Annotated in this window: 15 protein-coding genes; 9 read left to right on the forward strand and 6 right to left on the reverse strand. The window is 62.3% G+C overall.

What is annotated here, in order from left to right:
• The 4 genes from K1X11_RS01695 to leuS form a co-directional block, all read right to left on the reverse strand.
• Positions 1–648, reverse strand: a complete 648-nt coding sequence (locus tag K1X11_RS01695; RefSeq protein WP_221028865.1) for a polysaccharide biosynthesis/export family protein — start codon at positions 646–648, stop codon at positions 1–3.
• Between the two features lie 12 nt (positions 649–660).
• Positions 661–1800, reverse strand: coding sequence for an outer membrane beta-barrel protein (locus K1X11_RS01700; protein WP_221028864.1), 1140 nt, complete (start codon positions 1798–1800; stop codon positions 661–663).
• A 41-nt stretch (positions 1801–1841) separates the two neighbouring features.
• Positions 1842–2777 (reverse strand): FecR family protein, encoded by a 936-nt coding sequence (locus K1X11_RS01705; protein ID WP_221028863.1) that lies wholly within the window; start codon positions 2775–2777, stop codon positions 1842–1844.
• A gap of 127 nt (positions 2778–2904) precedes the next feature.
• Positions 2905–5496 (reverse strand): leucine--tRNA ligase, encoded by a 2592-nt coding sequence (gene leuS, locus K1X11_RS01710; RefSeq protein WP_221028862.1) that lies wholly within the window; start codon positions 5494–5496, stop codon positions 2905–2907.
• 84 nt (positions 5497–5580) lie between these two features.
• Between leuS and K1X11_RS01715 the strand changes: the two genes are divergently transcribed.
• The 7 genes from K1X11_RS01715 (at position 5581) to K1X11_RS01745 (ending at position 13542) form a co-directional block, all read left to right on the forward strand.
• The gene (locus tag K1X11_RS01715; protein ID WP_225919201.1) at positions 5581–6870 is read left to right on the forward strand and encodes a trypsin-like peptidase domain-containing protein; all 1290 of its coding nucleotides are present in this window, start codon (positions 5581–5583) and stop codon (positions 6868–6870) included.
• Positions 6867–8294, forward strand: coding sequence for a PDZ domain-containing protein (locus tag K1X11_RS01720; RefSeq protein WP_221028860.1), 1428 nt, complete (start codon positions 6867–6869; stop codon positions 8292–8294). The genes K1X11_RS01715 and K1X11_RS01720 overlap by 4 nt, the downstream gene beginning before the upstream one ends.
• 52 nt (positions 8295–8346) lie before the next feature.
• Positions 8347–8943 carry a riboflavin synthase gene (locus K1X11_RS01725; RefSeq protein ID WP_221028859.1) on the forward strand — a complete coding sequence of 199 codons (597 nt, stop codon included), beginning with the start codon at positions 8347–8349 and terminating at the stop codon, positions 8941–8943.
• A gap of 16 nt (positions 8944–8959) precedes the next feature.
• Positions 8960–9886: a uracil-DNA glycosylase gene (locus K1X11_RS01730; RefSeq protein ID WP_221028858.1), complete on the forward strand. Its 927-nt coding sequence runs from the start codon at positions 8960–8962 to the stop codon at positions 9884–9886.
• 63 nt (positions 9887–9949) lie between these two features.
• The gene (locus K1X11_RS01735) at positions 9950–11302 is read left to right on the forward strand and encodes a GH1 family beta-glucosidase (RefSeq protein WP_221028857.1); all 1353 of its coding nucleotides are present in this window, start codon (positions 9950–9952) and stop codon (positions 11300–11302) included.
• 91 nt (positions 11303–11393) lie between these two features.
• A complete protein-coding gene (locus K1X11_RS01740) occupies positions 11394–12641 on the forward strand; it encodes an MFS transporter (RefSeq protein ID WP_221028856.1) in 1248 nt (415 codons plus the stop codon).
• A gap of 31 nt (positions 12642–12672) precedes the next feature.
• Positions 12673–13542 carry an aldo/keto reductase gene (locus tag K1X11_RS01745; protein WP_221028855.1) on the forward strand — a complete coding sequence of 290 codons (870 nt, stop codon included), beginning with the start codon at positions 12673–12675 and terminating at the stop codon, positions 13540–13542.
• 33 nt (positions 13543–13575) lie between these two features.
• Here the strand turns inward: K1X11_RS01745 and K1X11_RS01750 are convergent, their stop codons facing one another.
• Positions 13576–14040, reverse strand: coding sequence for an aminoacyl-tRNA deacylase (locus K1X11_RS01750; protein ID WP_221028854.1), 465 nt, complete (start codon positions 14038–14040; stop codon positions 13576–13578).
• Positions 14041–14190: 150 nt separating this feature from the next.
• On the opposite strand from K1X11_RS01750, the gene K1X11_RS01755 reads away from it, so the two are divergent.
• Positions 14191–14952, forward strand: coding sequence for a M50 family metallopeptidase (locus K1X11_RS01755; RefSeq protein ID WP_324726056.1), 762 nt, complete (start codon positions 14191–14193; stop codon positions 14950–14952).
• Positions 14953–14974: 22 nt separating this feature from the next.
• Here K1X11_RS01755 and K1X11_RS01760 read toward each other — a convergent pair whose 3' ends face one another.
• Complete coding sequence (locus K1X11_RS01760; protein ID WP_221028852.1) at positions 14975–15325, reverse strand: Hpt domain-containing protein; 351 nt, start codon at positions 15323–15325, stop codon at positions 14975–14977.
• A 255-nt stretch (positions 15326–15580) separates the two neighbouring features.
• On the opposite strand from K1X11_RS01760, the gene metK reads away from it, so the two are divergent.
• Entirely contained in the window at positions 15581–16783 is a 1203-nt protein-coding gene (metK, locus tag K1X11_RS01765) for a methionine adenosyltransferase (RefSeq protein ID WP_221028851.1), read from the forward strand.
• The last annotated feature ends 34 nt before the right edge of the window (positions 16784–16817 follow it).

A 16817-nucleotide genomic window follows, 5' to 3' on the forward strand; every position in this document is an offset into this window, starting at 1 on the left:
TCAGAGGAACCGGATGGGCACGAAGACGATGTCGTCGGGCAATAGCAACATGGAGGAATCGGTGTCGGTGGATGAATCGCGACCGCGCAAAATCGAGGCGACGTCGACCGTGGTGACGGCTTTGGTGCCGTCGGGCAACTTGCGCGTGACGGTGACTTTCTCACCGCGAGCGACATCGGTGAGGCCGCCGGCTTTGGTGATGGCGTCGAGCACGGTCATGCCGGATTCGATGGGGAGCGGGATACGCCCGGGTTGGAGCACCTCTCCCTGGACGATCACTTCGCGAGCAGCGTATTCTTCGACCGCGATGGTAACCTGCGGATTGCGCAGAAAACGCTGGTCACGGTAGGCATTTTGAATCGCTTCCTGCGCACCTTCGATGGTCATGCCAACGACTTCGATCGGGCCTACCAGAGGGAGATTCACCCGGCCTTTGGCGTCCACACGGACGATGGTGGAAAGATCCTCTTCCTGGAAAACGGCGACGCGCAGACGGTCGGTCAGCGCGATGTAGTAGGTGATCGCCCGGCTGTTGGGTCCGGGGCGGAAGGCTGGTGGGACGGGCTGGGGATACGCCACCTGACCCACCAAGAGGAGGGTGAGGAGAAGCAGTCCGCGCCTCAGCCAGTGTTTATTGAAAACCGTCATGGGTATTCCTCCTTAAAAGCGTGTGCTCGCGTCAAAAGTGACAGAATGGCGGTCGAAATCTGAAAAAGACGAGGTCGACCAGTTGCGATAGTAGGAGTAGATCAGGCCGAGGCGCAGACGTTCCGAGAAAGTGTAAGCGACGCGGCCGTAGGCGGTGAGGAAGGTATCCTCACGATTGGCGCCCTCGAGTCCCAGGAACTCAATGCGACCGGCGCCCACGCCAGCGGCGAACAGCAATTTGGCGGTGCGGGCGTATTGGGCGTCGAGGTTACCGCTGAGCGTGTCGGTGGAAACGTTGCGGGAGGTGATCGAGAAGTCTTTTGAGACTGAGCCGGTGAGGGCGATCTTCCGCGTAAAGTTCCAAGTCGCAGAGATGGCGGCGTTGTAGCCTTCGTAAGTGGCATCGTTGCCGGTGAGGGCCTCACGGATTTGGTAGCCGACACGGGCGTTGCCATTCAGACCGGGAAGGAGGCGACCGGAGACACCCACACTCACGGAGTGGTCGGCAAACGAGGTGTCAGCCGCAGTCTCCAGCAAGCGAAGACGGTATCCAGCGAACACGTCGCGCTGCGTTGAGAGCACGTAAAACCAGTCGGCCGACAAGCTGTAGGTGTCCAAATCGACGAAGACGTCGTTATCGGAGTAATCAATGCGCGACCAGCGCACGCCGCCAGTCACGGAGTGGCGCTCTGAAATCGGGTAGCGGAAGTTGAGGTCACTGCCGTAGCGCCAAGAGTCGGTGCGGACGCCTTCCGTGGGGTCGGCGCGATTGGAGCGCACCGCGTTGAAACCGAGGGTGCCGGTGGTGCGGCCGGTGTCCTTGGTAAACTCGAGCCGGTAGTTCGGGTTGATGGAACTCTCGCTCGAGTTCGTCGAAAACTGGCTGTCGGTGATCGAGACGTTGGCGTTCACGCCGATGAGGCCGGCGTGGCGTCGGTATTCCGCTCCAATGGTGTAGGAGTAGATCGTATCCGACTCGTTGATTGACGACGCGTAGATGTTGCTGTCGACCGCGACCGAAACGGAGCCGGTGATAAAAACCTGATCCTTACCTTCGTTCCAACGCACCAAGCCGTGGGCCGGCATGCAGGGAAGCATGAGCGCGACGCACAGCGCGACTGTTTGGGAAGATCGTCGGGGGCGAAGGGACATGCAGATCTTGGAAGGGGGGGGCGGAATCTGGTGTTGAGTTTTTAGATGGAGGAGGCGCTAACCGGGGTTTCTTGCACGGGCTCGACCGGGGTCACTTCAACGACGACCACTTCTTCGCCAGCACCAGCCGTCTGGTCTTCGTCGTCGAATACATTGGCCCAACCTTCGCCATCGTCGTCCATTTCGGCACCGGTGGCTTCGTCGATGATGTCGCCTTCGCCGGGCGTTTGGCCGTCGCCGACCTCGGGTTTGCCCTTGGCGTCGAAATACACCGTGCGGCGTGCATCGCAGGCGAGGGTGACCTTGTCTTCCACAAATTCGAGTTCGTCGTCCGGAATGGGGCGAATTTCGATCTGCGGGGCGCGGCCGGGGAGGCGCTTGATGATGGCCTGCTCGCCGCCGTTGATGACGTAACCACCACCATCGTTGGGACCGCCACGGACGGTGACTTCACCCTCGATGGACGATACCTTGGTTTCGAAATCTTCGGACTGGATGACCACCTTGCGGCCCCGAATGGCCATGGCACTGTGCGGGGTGGAGTAGACCATGCTGCTACCGGCAATCATGCGGGGCGTGCAAAGGCCCACCGTGCCGCGGGGAATGAAGGCATTGGTTTGAGAAATGGAAGGCTCCACTTCCAAATCGCTGCGGTCCGGGGTGAAGGGCTCCTGCACGAAGCGTTTGATCTCCATGCGGGTGTCCGGGTCGAGGTAAACGCCCGTGCCGTTGGAGAACACCATGGCGTTGTGCGCGTCGGCGTTGGTCTGGATGACTGTGCCCTGAGCGTTGTGGACCGACTTTTCGGTCAAGTCTTCGATACGCTCGCCGGTGTCGATTTCCGACTGACCGTCGAGATCGGCCACGTAGAGTTTGCTGGTCGGGTTCTTCTTCGCGGCGTGCGCGGCGGGCGCGAGCGCCAGCGCACAACCCAAGGCAGCCACGAAGATCCCTGTGGAAAGGCGGAAATTATTCATGTTTCGACTATGGTTGGCGTTATGGGCGTCTGCAATGCTGCGAGGGCGGGTATTAACACCTATCGGGTAGATCGGCACCCGCCCTGTCTGACCTGAGGACAATACCCTAGTCGATGAAATTGCGGGCTTATGCAACCACAATATTCAGGATGCGACCGGGCACGTAGATGACGCGGCGGATTTCTCCGGCGTTCAAGTGTGAAGCTATCGCGTCGTCTTCCCGGGCGGCGGCGAGGGCGGCGTCTTGGTCGGCGTCTTTGGCGATCACGATTTCGCCGCGCCGCTTGCCGTTAACTTGCACAACAAGTTTCTGGGTCTCTGTGACGAGTAGCGCCTCGTCGTAGTCCGGCCACGACGCGGCCTGCACCGGGGCGGCGCCGCCGAGCAGTTTCCACAATTCCTCGCCCAAGTGCGGAGCGTAGGGGGCGAGTAGCTGAACGAAGCTGCGGGCGCTGGCCGCAGAGATGGCCGGGGCCTTCTGCAAGGCGTTCACAAAGATCATCATCTGCGAGATCGCGGTGTTGAAGCGCAGGTTCTCGGTGTCTTCGCCGACCTTTTTGATGGTCTCGTGAAGCAGCTTGGTGAGCTCAGCCGATTCCTGGCTGGCGTCATCGACGATCTTGGCGGCGGGTTCACCGTCGCGGCCGACAAATTCGCGCCAGACTTTGAGCAGGAAGCGATGCACGCCTTCGATGCCGCGCGGATTCCAAGGCTTCATGGCCTCAAGCGGTCCGAGGAACATGAGGTAGAGGCGCAGGGTGTCGGCGCCGTGGGAGGCGATGATGGTGTCGGGGCTGATGACGTTGCCGCGGCTCTTGGACATTTTTTCGCCGTCCTCGCCGAGGATGATGCCTTGGTGGAAGAGACGCTTGAAGGGTTCGTCCTCCGGCAGGACACCGAGGTCGAAGAGCACCTTGTGCCAGAAGCGGGCGTAGAGGAGGTGGAGCACGGCGTGCTCGGCGCCACCGACGTAGAGGTCCGGGGAGCGCCAGTAGTGGAGCGCTTCGGGGCTGGCGATCGCCTCGGTGTTTTTGGGGTCGAGGTAGCGCAGGTAATACCAGCAGGAGCCGGCCCACTGGGGCATGGTGTTGGTCTCGCGGCGACCGCGCACCCAGTCTTCGCCCTCGGGCTGCGCTTCGGTGGCCGGCACGGCGGCACCGGTGGTGGGTTGATACCAAATGTCGACCCAAGCGGTGGCGTTGGCCAGCGGGCTTTCGCCGTTATCGCTGGGCAGGTAGGATTCCACGTCGGGGAGCTCGAGCGGGAGGGCGGTCGCCGGGACGGGCAGGGCGTAGTGCGTCGTGCCGTCGGCCTCGTAGGTGATGGCTTCGGCGGGAAGTTGGACTTCGCCGGCGGCTTTGATGGCTTCGTAGTCGGCGGCGTTCACCCAGACGATCGGAATGGGTTCACCCCAATAGCGTTGGCGAGAGAAGAGCCAGTCGCGGAGCTTGAAGTTCACGGTCGCCTTGCCTTTGCCGCGGGCGGCGAGGTCGGCGGTGATCTTCTGCTTGGCCTCGGCCCACTTCAGACCGCTGTAGTCGTCGGAGTGCACCAGCACACCGTCGCCGGTGTAGGGCAGCTCGACTTTGCCGGAACCGTTGCTGGAGTGGTCGGAGGGCTCGATGACCTGGACGACCGGAATCTGGTATTTTTCGGCGAACTCGAAGTCGCGTTCGTCGTGCGCCGGCACGGCCATGATGGCGCCGGTGCCGTAACCCATGAGCACGTAGTCGGCGATCCAGATCGGCACCCGCTGACCGTTGGCCGGGTTGATGGCGAAGGCACCGGAGAAGACGCCGGACTTGTCCTTGGCGAGGTCAGTGCGCTCGAGGTCGCTCTTGGCGGCGGCCTGTTTGCGATAAGTTTCGACGGCGTCGCGCTGCTCGGGCGTGGTGAGTTTGTCGACGTAAGGGTGCTCGGGCGCGATCACCATGAAGGTGGCGCCGAAGAGGGTGTCGGGGCGGGTGGTGAAGACGACGAGGTCGTCGAGGCTCGGGTCTTCGAGGCCGAAACGCACCTCGGCGCCTTCGCTGCGACCGATCCAGGCTTCCTGCATGCGTTTGGTGGAGTCGGGCCAGTCGAGGCCCTCGAGATCCTTGAGCAGGCGGTCGGCGTAGGCGGTGATTTTGAGCACCCACTGGCGCAGGGCGCGGCGCTCGACCGGGTGGTTGCCGCGCTCAGACTTGCCGTCGACGACCTCTTCGTTGGCGAGCACGGTTTTGAGGGCCGGGCACCACCAGACGGGGCGTTCATCGACGTAAGCGAGGCCGCGCTGGAAGAGTTGGAGAAAGATCCACTGGGTCCAACGGAAGTAGGCGGGATCGGTGGTGTTGATTTCGCGATCCCAGTCGTAGGAGAAGCCGAGGGCTTTGATCTGCCGGCGGAAGTTATCGACGTTGGCCTGGGTATTGGTGGCCGGGTGGGTGCCGGTCTTCACGGCATGTTGCTCGGCGGGCAGGCCGAAGGCGTCCCAGCCGATGGGGTGCAGGACGTTGAAGCCCTTGGCGCGCTTGTAGCGGGAAAGGATGTCGGTCGCGGTGTAACCCTCCGGATGGCCGATGTGCAGACCCGCGCCGGACGGATACGGGAACATGTCCAGCACGTAGTATTTGGGTTTTGGAGACGACGCCTCCGCCCGGAACGAGCCGTTTTCTGCCCAGAAGGATTGCCAGCGGGGTTCTATGGAGGAAAAGTCGTAATCTTTGCTATGCGTTGCCATCGGAAGGAATCGGCCACTGTGACACATTCAAACCCCCGGTCAATGGCGCGACTTTGGTGCGGGATTTTTGCTTTTGCGCTCGTTTTGCCGAGCCTCTTGCCGGCGCAACAATCGGAAGGATTTCGCCGCCTGCTGGACGCGGTGGTGAGGATCGATGTGCGCGAGTTTGCCTATGAAGCGGGCGTGAAGCGCTTCCGCAGCGGAGTCGGTTCAGGCGTCATCCTCTCGGAAGACGGACTGATTTTAACCAACGCGCATGTGGTCGGTCCGCGGGCGGTGGAGATCAACGTAACGCTGGCCAACCTCGAACGCGTGAGCGCCGAGCTGGTGGGCTGGGATCACTGGACGGACCTCGCGTTGCTGCGGCTGGACGCCGACGAGATTGCCGAGAAGAACTTCACTTTTGCGGTCGCAGAGTTTGGTGACTCCGAGACGCTTTTTCCCGGGCAGACGGTCTTTGCGGTGGGCACACCTCATGGCCTCACGCGCACGGTGACACGCGGCATCATTTCGAATCCGCGGCGGTTTTTCTCGGACTCGCGCGGCGTGCGCGGTCACGAAACCGGTATGTTCAACACGTGGCTGCAGACCGATGCCGCGATCAACCCAGGCAACAGCGGCGGGCCCTTGGTTGACGAAGACGGTCGGGTGGTGGGGATCAATTCCCGCGGTTATCTCGGCGCCGACAATCTGGGTTTTGCCATTCCGGCAGCGACGGCCCGGCAGGTGATGGCGGGGTTGACGGCGGACGGAAGTATCACGCGCAGCTACATTGGTATCGTGCCGGGGGCGCTGCAGGATCTCGAAGATTTCTACGACCTTGAGCTCAACACGGGCATGTTGATCAACAGTGTTGACCCCGGCTCGCCGGCGGCCGAAGCGGGACTGCGGGGCGGCGACATCCTGTTGGCGATCGATGGCGAGGGCGTCGACGGGCGTTTCCCGGAGCAGTTGCCGCCGATCCAAAACCTCATCGCGTTGCAGCCGCTGGGTCGGGAAATGGAGCTGTTGGTCAAACGCGGTGATGCGACCGAAACCTTTACGGTGACGACCGAACAATTGGTCAGCCGAGTAGGCGAGGAAGGTGTGCTCGAAAACTGGGGCCTGAGTGTGCGGGAAGTGTCGCGCGCTTACGCTCGGGAAAATCAGCTGCCCAGCGCGGACGGGGTGCTCGTCATCGGCGTGCAGCGCGGTTCGCCCGGGGCCGAGGCGGGTTTGGCGACGGGTGACGTGATCATGAAAGTCAACGATGCGGAGGTCGATTCGCTGGCGGTCGTCCAAGCGGCGGAGGAGGCCTACCGGGAACAACCGGACCGCGTATTGATCGAAGCACGACGCAAGTTTCGCGTTTCCCTCTACGTTCTCAAACCATGATATTATCCCATCCCCGACTTCACCGCGTCCGAGTAATCTTCGGTGTCGTGGCGGCGGCGTTCGCGCTGTCGTCTGCCGTCGACGCAGCCGAACCTTCGTTGGCCGATATGATGGAGGAGCGCCTCGCCTCGACGGTGGCGGTGCAGTTCACCATCGAGCACGAGATGGATCGCACGGTGAACTACGCCTATGGGTTGGTGATCGACCGGGAAGGCACGATCATCCTCGAATCGGGCGCGATCAGCGAACGGGCCACGCCAGAGCAGTTGGTGGACTTTCGGGTGCACCGTCCGGATGCGCCGACAACGGTGTATTCAAAAGCGGAATACCTGGGGCAGGATGCGTTTACGTCCTGGCATTTTATTCGGGTAGAGCCCGAGGGCCGCTCGGGGTTGCGGCCGATCACCGATTTTCTGCCACCAGAAGGGCAGGTGATTCCGGAAGTGGCCGAGCAGGTCTGGGGCATCGGCCTGCGCAAGAAGGACGAAGATTACCGGCCTTACTTTTTGAGCGACCGCATCAGCATGATCACCGAGTTGCCGCAGATGACGGCGATCGCGCTCGGTGATGTGGCGGGGCGATGCTTGCCGGTGTTTAACATGGCCGGTGAGTTTGTCGGCGTAGGCGTATCGGGTTTTGGCGAGAGCCGAGTAATTTACTCGCAGCGCCGGCGCGGGGAGATGTCGGTGATGGTGAATCCGGATGAAACCGGCGCGTTTCGACTGGCCTCTGAGGTGTTGCTGGCGGTGGACCGCGTGCCGACCAATCCTTATGGGCGCCCGATGCCGTGGTTTGGCGTCGATGGCGTCGATCCGGTGGACCCGGAAGTGGCTGAGTTTCTCGGCTTGGATGGCGGCACCGGTCTGGTGATTTCCGAAGTCTTGGCGGGCAGCCCGGCGGAGGACGCGGGGTTGCTGCCGCGCGACATCATTGTGGCGCTGGATGGCCTGCCGTTGCCGCGGCTCAAGCCGGACCAAGTGGTGGTGGTTTACCTGCAGCGTGATATTTTGCGGCGCCTGCCGGGGTCGCAGATGACGCTGAGTGTGCTGCGCAATCGTGAGGAGATCGATTTGCCGCTTACGCTGGGGGACGCGCCGAAGACGCCGAACGAGGCGGAGCGCCAGTATTACGAAGGGCTCGGGCTGACGGTGCGGGAAATCGTTTATTCCGATGCGGTGGACCGTCGCGCCGACCCGACGGATTTGCATGGCGTGATTGCGCACTTCGTGAAACCGAGCAGTCCGGTGGCGACGGCGGGACTGCAGTTTGATGACTGGATTCAGGAAATCGACGGACGGCCCGTGACGACCTTTGCGGATGCGACCGAGATCATCGACGATGTGGCCGAAAGCGGCCGCCCGGAAGTCGTCATGTTGGTGAGCCGCAACGGCGAAACTGCGGTGCTGCGGGTGAAGCTCAACTGACGTGGATGTCCGGACTTGCTCCGGGGCGGTCGGGCGCGTGCAGTGAAGCATCATGTTTACGGGCATCATTGAAGAGACCGGTATCATCCAATCGTTTGCCGCCAGCGACAAAGCGTGGCGTCTGGTGGTCGCGGCCCGCGTGGCTCTCGAAGACGTCGCGTTGGGCGACAGCATCGCGATAAACGGCTGCTGTCTCACGGTGGTGGATCACGACGAGAGCTCCCTGAGCTTTGACGTGCTGGCGGAGACCAAACGCCTCACCACCCTGGACGATCTGGGGGAGGGTGGGGTCGTGAACCTCGAGCGCGCGGTGCGTTTTAACGGCAAGATGGGCGGGCATTTTGTGAGCGGCCATGTCGATGGTCGCGGCACGATCGACGTCATCGAAGCTCGCGGAGCCGATACCTATTTACGGGTGCAGGCCCCAGCCGGAACCGGACGATATTTGATTCACAAAGGCAGCATCGCGATCGACGGCATCTCGCTGACGGTGGCCGAAGTGGAAGGCGATACCTTCGCCGTCTGGCTGATTCCGCACACCATGGCGCACACCAATCTGCACACCAAGACGGTGGGAGATCGGGTGAACCTCGAGTTTGATCAACTGGGCAAATACGTGGAGAAACTTGTCGCTCCGACTTTGAGCTGACACCGTCCGCCTCGCTATGCGCGCCACCCTCCACGCCCTGACTGAAGAACTTCGCCGCCTGAAGACGGCGGGGGTGTCGACGGTTTCGGTGTCCGAGGAATCCTTGGCAACGCTACGCAAGATCGTGGCCGATCGCGCCGCGGCGGTCGCGCCAGCCCAGGCCCCGGCTCCTGCGGCGACGTCCGCTGGCGAGCCGGCGGCGCCTTCCTGGACGCCGTCCAGCACGCCACGCGCCGCCTCGAAACCGGCCAAACCCGCGGCCGCCACCTTGCCGCCGCCACCGGCGGTGAATCTGCCCGACGGTGACAAACAGACGCGTTGGGATGCGTTGTTGGCCGCAGTGAAGGATGATTCGGTGTGCGCCAAACAGCTGCGTCCCGGCAAACAGGTCGTGCTCGGCGTCGGCAGCCTGGACGCCAGGATTTTCTTTTGTGGTGAGGCCCCGGGCGCGGAGGAGGAGTTGCAAGGGGAGCCCTTCGTGGGCCCGGCGGGCCAGTTGCTCACCAAAATGATCGCGGGAATGGGGCTGAAGCGGGAGGACGTTTATATCGGCAACATCATGAACTGGCGCCCGCAGTTGCCGACGATTGACGGGGTCGAGCAGGTCGGCAATCGGCCGCCGACGCCGGAGGAAATGGCGTATTGTCTGCCGTATCTGCGCGCTCAGTTGGAGATCGTGAATCCCGACGTGGTGGTGGCCCTCGGCTCGACGGCGGCGAAAGGTCTGTTGGGGCCGGAGAGTTTCACGACGCTCGGTGAGATCCGCGGCAAGTGGCAGACCTTTGCGGGCAAACCGGTCATGGTGACCTACCACCCGAGCTACATTCTGCGCAATCAGTCCAACCGCTCCAAGCGCATGATCTGGGAGGATTTGTTGCAAGTGATGGAGAAAACCGAGCTGCCGATAAGCGACAAGCAGCGCGGGTATTTCCAAAGCCGCTAAGCCAAATCGCGAACAAAAGGCGGCTCGACGCCGGGCGGTCCGACTGGTGCGCTGGCCAGTCTCATGAGTTTTAAGCCAGACTTTGCGTGGGGCGCGGCGACGTCCGCTTACCAAATCGAGGGTGCTGCAGCGATCGACGGTCGGGGACCGTCCGTGTGGGACCGCTTCTGCCGGCAACCCGGCAAGGTGTTTGAAGGCCACACCGGCGACGTCGCCTGTGACCATTACCATCGTTGGCCCGAGGACGTCGCGCTGATGCGCGAGATCGGCCTCAAAGCCTACCGCTTTTCGCTGTCGTGGTCCCGCATTCTGCCGGAAGGCACGGGCAAAGTGAACGAGCAAGGGCTCGCGTTCTATGACCGCTTGGTGGACGCGCTCCTGGAGGGCGGGATCGATCCGTGGCTGACCTTCTTCCACTGGGACTACCCGCTCTTTTTGCAGCGTCGGGGTGGCTGGCTGAATGCCGATAGCTCGAAGTGGTTTGCTGAATACTCCGCCGTGGTGGTCGACCGTCTCTCGGACCGCGTGACCAACTGGATGACACTCAACGAGCCGCAGTGCTTCATCGGTCTCGGCCACGGCACCGGCATGCATGCGCCCGGCGATCAGATGGATCTGCCGCATGTGCTCGTCGCGGTGCACAACGCGTTGCTGGCGCATGGTCGCACGGTTCAGGTGCTGCGGGCGCAGGCGAAGAAGACTCCGCATGTCGGCTGGGCGCCGACCGGTGACGTGGCGGTGCCGCTGACCGATGATCCCGCCGACATCGCGGCGGCGCGCGAAGCCTATTGGTCGATCCAACCCGGCAGCCTGTGGAACCAACGCTGGTGGGCGGATCCGGTGCTCACCGGCAAGTATCCGGAAATTGGATGCGAAGCTTACGGCGACGCGTTGCCGGTGACGACGGACGAGGAGATGAAGATCATTTCCAGCCCGATCGATTTCTACGGCATGAACATCTACAACGGCTACTTCGTGCGCGCGGGCGCCGACGGCAAGCCGGAGCATGTCATGCGGCAGCCGGGCGTGCCGACCAGTCACTTCCAATGGCGCGTGACGCCGGAAGCGCTCTACTGGGGTCCGCGGTGGGTGCATGAGCGTTACGCCAAGCCGATCGCGATCACGGAAAACGGCATGGCCAGCCACGATTGGGTGGCGCTCGACGGCGCGGTGCACGATCCGCAGCGCATCGACTATGTGAACCGTTACCTGCGGCAGCTTAAGCGTGCCGCGGAGTCGGGCGTCGATGTGGAAGGTTACTTCCACTGGACGCTGATGGATAACTTCGAGTGGGCGGAAGGTTACCGCTACCGCTTCGGCCTCATCCACGTAGATTTCGAAACGCAGAAGCGCACGCTCAAGGACTCCGCCCGCTGGTATAGCGAGGTGATCAAGCACAACGCCGAGAACCTGTAAAACCGGCGAAACCCGTCCCGCGGTGCTTTCTGCGGGACGTGCAAGCGCGGGCTTGCGCCGGTGATGGGCGCGGTCGTTAGTCAGCCTAACGATGCACGCCTATTTTACCGAGACCTTCCGCGACATTCGCTCGTTGCCGCGAGCGGTCTGGGTGCTCACGGCTGGGCAGTTCATCAATCGCTTCGGCTGTTTTGTTTATCCGTTTCTGGCGCTGCATCTGACGCAGCGCGGTTTCGCGGGCGGTGAGGTGGCTTTTGTGCTGGCGGCGATGGCGGCGGGTAATCTGGCCGCGCCGTTTTTGAGCGGCTACTTGTCCGACGGGGTGGGGCGGCGCAATACGATCGTCGTGTCGTTGGTGGGCGGCGCGCTCACGATCCTGGCGTTGTATTATGTGCATTCGCTGACGCAGACCGCCTTGATGGCGTGTCTGCACGGCCTGCTGGCGAACACCTTCGGACCCGCCTCGCACGCGCTGATGAGTGACGTGGTGCCGGACGAAAAGCGGGTCACGGCCTATGCGGTGTTTCGCTTGGCGCTGAACGCGGGCTACGCGGCGGGGCCGGCGGTGGCGGGACTGCTCTACACGCGGGCGCCGGAACTGGTGTTTTGGGGCGATGCGGCGACGACCTTGCTGTTTGCGTTGTTGGCCATCGCGTTTCTGCCGCACGGCCTGCGCACGATTGCGGGGCGTATCTCGTCGCCGACCCTTGCGTGGCAAAGCTGGGTCGATGCGGCCAAGGACATCGCGGGGAATCGACCGGCGTTGCAGCTCGTTGCGGGCAAGTTATTCATGTCGCTGTCGTTCATTCAGATTTTCCATGTGCTCGTGCTGCATGCGACCGGGCGGGGATTATCGGAGGTGGAATACGGCATCGTGATGGGCTCGAACGGAGCGATCATCATGTTCATGGAGCTGCCGTTGGTGCAGTGGATCAAACGCTACGCGCCCAAGCCGGTTTTGGCGGTGGGGTTCGCGTTGGTGGGCTTGGGCTGCGCGTCCTTTGCGTGGGCGGAAACAATGACGGGGTTCTTGTGGGCGATGGGCCTGTTTACGCTCGGCGAGATGATCGCCTTGCCGGTCAGCGCCGCGCTGGGAGCGCGTTTGGCGCCGGAGAAATTCCGCGGGCGCTATTTCGGGATCTACGGCATGGCTTGGGGCTTCGCCGGGCTGGCGGGCAGCTCCGGGGTGTGGATGTTTCAAAAAGTCGGTCCGGTCTGGTGGCTGGTGGGCGGTAGCTTCGGGTTGCTGGCGGCGGCCTGCATGATGTGGCGACCGCGGCCACCCGCCGCGCCGGTCGCGGAGGTGGCCGAACCCGAAGTAAGCGGTGGCACGGGTTGACCCGGCCCGCTGCGGCGCGGACCGTTGGGGCATGACCAAACACGCATTCTCCGGCACACGCGAATCCACGGCCGCAGGGCTGCAAGAAGGGGTCACCCTCAACACCGGCGCGTCCATGCCGTGGCTCGGGCTGGGAGTCTTCAAAATGGGGAGCGACGCCGAGACGGCCGACGCCGTGCGCCAGGCGGTGAAGCTCGGTTATCGCAGCATCGATACGGCGGCGCTCTACGGCAACGAACGCGGGGTGGGCGAAGGCGTGCGCAGCTGTGGCGTGGCGCGGGACGCGTTGTTCGTTACTACAAAACTGTGGAACAGCGACATGCGGGAGGATCGGCAGCGCGAGGCGTTTGAGCGGAGCATGGAGCTGCTCGGTTTGGACTACGTGGACCTCTACCTCCTGCACTGGCCGATCGACGGCAAAAAGGCCGCATCCTGGAAGGTGCTTGAGGAGATCGCCGCAAGTGGTCGCGCCAAAGCGATCGGCGTGAGCAACTACATGGTGCCGCACCTGGAGCGCTTGCGCGAAGTGAGTGGCGTCGTGCCAGCGGTGAATCAAATCGAATACCATCCTTACCTGCAGAGTCCGGAACTGCTGGCGTATTGCCGGGAGAAGGGGATTCAGGTGCAGGCGTGGAGTCCGCTCATGCACGGCGGAGCGTTGCTGACCGATCCAGTGCTGGCGGAAATCGCGGCGCGCCGAGGCAAGACCATCGCGCAGGTGGTCCTGCGGTGGGATCTGCAGACGGGTGTGGTGACGATCCCCAAAACGGCGAAGGCGGCGCGCCTGCAGGAGAACGCCGACATCTTCGATTTCGAATTGGACGCGACGGAGATGGCTGCGATCGCCGCGATGAATCGCGATGAGCGCAGCGGGGCGGACCCGATGAATTTCTCGTTCTGAGGGGGGGGGGCGGGCGCGCGGGTGCGTGGGCCGTCAGGCGGTGATGAACTCCAACACCTCCGGTTTCACCAATTCCTCAAAGTCGGCGTAGCGCATCTGAATGACTTCGGTGTGCGTGCCGGCGTTGAACGCGATCTCTTCCTCTTCGGCCAAGGGACCGGCTACATATACCGGCAGGTTGTAGAGGTTGCCGAAGGGCGGCATGGCGCCGAGTTCGCAATCGGGGAAAGTCGCGCGAAACTCGGACTCGGTGGCGAGATGCACATCGAGGGTGCCGAGCATGTCGCGCAGCTCCGGCAAGTGGATGCGTTGATGGGCGGGGAGGACGACCATGGCCATGTTGCCATTGGCAAACACGATGACGGTCTTGGCGAAGTCGCGGCCGGAGATGTGTGAACGGGCGGCGATCTCTTGGGCGGTGTAAGCACGCGAGTGCTTGAGGGTGATGTAGCGGACGTCTCGGGAATCGAGGAAGTCCTGCACTTTTTGAGCGGGCATGGCGGGCTCCTTTCTCGCCTGCGTGCGGGTTTTGGGGGAGGGGCGGGGAGGAGGCTGGCGGCGCCACCGACGCAGGCTGGGGCGGCTGCGTCGTCAGCCGATGGCAGAAGGGTAGGCGGATTGGGGGGGCGTGCAACTCCCATCGGCCGCGTGACGTTTTCCACCGGAAATCGACCCGGCGGACTCGCATTGGCGTCCGGTTGCGCCTACTGCCTGCGCATGACGTCCACTCAGAATGGTTCTGTGCGCCTGTTTCGGTTCGCGGGTATTGATGTATGGCTGCACTGGTCCTGGCTGCTGGCTGCCTTGTTCCTCTTCCAGCTGCGCAGCCGCGCCTATGATTCGCCGGTGTGGGTGGGCATCGAGATCGTGGCGCTGTTTGGCATCGTGCTGCTGCACGAGTTTGGCCACGCGCTGGCCTGTCGGCAGACGGGGGGGCAGGCTAACAACATCGTGCTCTGGCCGCTGGGCGGGATCGCGTTTGTGAGTCCACCCCATCGCGCTGGAGCCCAGCTGTGGAGCATCGCGGCTGGGCCGTTGGTGAACGTGGCTTTAATCCCGATCATCTACTACGCCGGACGCCTACTCATCATGACCGATACCTTTACGGGCAGCGGCTACGGTGAGTTTTGGCGGTGGATGGCGTTCATGAAGGAGCTGAATATCAACTTGTTGATCTTCAACCTGCTGCCGATTTACCCGTTGGATGGCGGGCAGATTCTGCGGTGCTTGCTCTGGTTCGGTGTAGGGGACCGCAAGAGCCTGCTGTGGGCATCGGCGCTAGGCATCGTGGGAGCGATCGGGCTTGGGGCCTACGCGCTGATGATCGGACAGCTCTGGCTGGCGCTGATCACCGGCTTTCTTGGCATGAACAGCTGGCGCACATTTCACGCGGTGCGTCAGGCGACTTGAGGGGACGCCAGGAGGAGGGGAATCAGAGCGCTTCGAGCGCGGTCTTAGCTTCGAGGAAGGCCGCGTTGAGCTCCTCGATGCGCGGGGCGAGACCGTTGAGGTGCTCACGAGAATCGGCTTCAAGGTCCTTGGCCATGGCTCCGAGGCGCTGGGCGCCGACATTGGAGGAGCTTCCCTTTATGCTGTGGGCGGCGCGCGTGAACGTGGTCTGATCACCAGCGGCCAGCGACGTGCGCAGTTCGGTCAACCGCACCGGGGTGTCGGTCACAAAAATCTCGATGACCTCTTTGAGAAACGAATCGTCGCCCTCCTCGTCACCGAGCATGCGCAGGTTTTCGATAGCTTCTTGGTCAATGATAGGGAGGTCAGGCATGATCGCGGGGGTAGGTCAGAGTCAGACTATTGCAAAATGACGGGAGACTTCGTGGAGGGGCGAGGATTTTTAACCTAAGAGAATGGTGGGGAATCTACTTAGGGGTCGAGTGGCAGAACCCGACGAGCAGGCATGCTTTCCCGGGGTATTATCCTAATGCAGGAGGCTGTTTAACGACATATCATCGAATTTCGATGCGATGATATTAAACTTGCGACGGGTTTGTGTCGTAGGTTGCGTCTTCCGCGTATCCCTATGGCTAATTCATTCGTTTTTTCCTCTGAGTCGGTTGGTGAAGGCCACCCGGACAAAGTTTCCGATTTCATCTCTGACAGCGTGCTCGACGCTTGCCTCAGCATCGACCGCAACAGCCGTGTGGCTTGCGAGACGTTGGTGAAGTCCAACGTCGTGGTGTTGGCCGGTGAGATCACCATCCCGAAGCTCAAGGGCGCTCCGCTGGAGTCGGCCATCAATCTCGGGGAAATCGTGCGCGGGGCGATTCGCGAGATCGGCTACGTGAACGACGACGACGGTTTCCACGCCGACAAGGTTTTCATTCAGAATCTTCTCACCAGCCAGTCGGTCGACATCGGTCAAGGCGTCGACGCCCGTGAGGCCGAGGGTAAAACTCACGCCGAGCAAGGAGCCGGCGACCAGGGCATCATGTTTGGCTACGCCTGCAATGAGACGCCGGAGCTCATGCCGACCCCGATCATGCTTGCTCACCGTTTGGGCCGCGAGCTCACCAACCTGCGCAAGTCGGGCAAAGCCAAGTGGCTGCGCCCGGACGCGAAGTCCCAGGTTTCCGTGCGCTACGTCGACGGCAAACCGGCCGAGGTCGTGAACGTCGTGATTTCCACGCAGCACACCGAAAACGTGAAGCGCGCTGAGATCGAAAAGGTGCTCATTAACAAGGTCATCAAGAAGGTCATCCCGAAGGGACTGCTGACCAAAAACACTGAGTTTCTCATCAATCCGACCGGCCGCTTCGTCATTGGTGGTCCCGAAGGCGACTCCGGTCTCACCGGCCGTAAGATCATTGTGGATACCTACGGTGGCTGGGGCCGCCATGGTGGCGGTGCCTTCTCCGGCAAGGATCCGTCCAAGGTCGACCGTTCCGCCGCCTACATGGCGCGCTGGGCGGCCAAGAACATTGTCGCCGCGGGTCTCGCGCCGATCGCCGAGGTCCAGTTGGCGTATGCCATCGGTCATCCGGAACCGGTAAGCGTGTTTGTGGACACCTTCGATACCGGCACGGTGCCTGACAGCGTGATCGCCGATGCCGTGAAGGAAGTCTTCAGCTTCAAACCCGCCGCCATCGTAAAGCAGCTCAACCTGCTGCGCCCGATTTATCGCGAGACCACCAACTATGGCCACTTCGGCAAGGACGGTCTCCCGTGGGAAGCCACCACTAAAGCCAAGGCGCTCAACGCCGCGGTGAAGAAACTTACCAAATAAACCTCTCCCAAACACACCGCACTCAGAACCCATC

Origin of the sequence: Actomonas aquatica (genome assembly GCF_019679435.2) — a bacterium.
Taxonomy (GTDB): Bacteria; Verrucomicrobiota; Verrucomicrobiia; order Opitutales; family Opitutaceae; genus Actomonas; species Actomonas aquatica.

Coding starts and splice junctions, on each gene's coding strand:
- K1X11_RS01735 (WP_221028857.1), top strand. CDS start 9,950: ATGAGTTTTAAGCCAGACTTTGCGTGGGGCGCGGCGACGTCCGCTTAC.
- K1X11_RS01760 (WP_221028852.1), bottom strand. CDS start 15,325: ATGCCTGACCTCCCTATCATTGACCAAGAAGCTATCGAAAACCTGCGC.
- K1X11_RS01740 (WP_221028856.1), top strand. CDS start 11,394: ATGCACGCCTATTTTACCGAGACCTTCCGCGACATTCGCTCGTTGCCG.
- K1X11_RS01695 (WP_221028865.1), bottom strand. CDS start 648: ATGACGGTTTTCAATAAACACTGGCTGAGGCGCGGACTGCTTCTCCTC.
- K1X11_RS01725 (WP_221028859.1), top strand. CDS start 8,347: ATGTTTACGGGCATCATTGAAGAGACCGGTATCATCCAATCGTTTGCC.
- K1X11_RS01730 (WP_221028858.1), top strand. CDS start 8,960: ATGCGCGCCACCCTCCACGCCCTGACTGAAGAACTTCGCCGCCTGAAG.
- leuS (WP_221028862.1), bottom strand. CDS start 5,496: ATGGCAACGCATAGCAAAGATTACGACTTTTCCTCCATAGAACCCCGC.
- K1X11_RS01750 (WP_221028854.1), bottom strand. CDS start 14,040: ATGCCCGCTCAAAAAGTGCAGGACTTCCTCGATTCCCGAGACGTCCGC.
- K1X11_RS01745 (WP_221028855.1), top strand. CDS start 12,673: ATGACCAAACACGCATTCTCCGGCACACGCGAATCCACGGCCGCAGGG.
- K1X11_RS01705 (WP_221028863.1), bottom strand. CDS start 2,777: ATGAATAATTTCCGCCTTTCCACAGGGATCTTCGTGGCTGCCTTGGGT.
- metK (WP_221028851.1), top strand. CDS start 15,581: ATGGCTAATTCATTCGTTTTTTCCTCTGAGTCGGTTGGTGAAGGCCAC.
- K1X11_RS01700 (WP_221028864.1), bottom strand. CDS start 1,800: ATGTCCCTTCGCCCCCGACGATCTTCCCAAACAGTCGCGCTGTGCGTC.
- K1X11_RS01720 (WP_221028860.1), top strand. CDS start 6,867: ATGATATTATCCCATCCCCGACTTCACCGCGTCCGAGTAATCTTCGGT.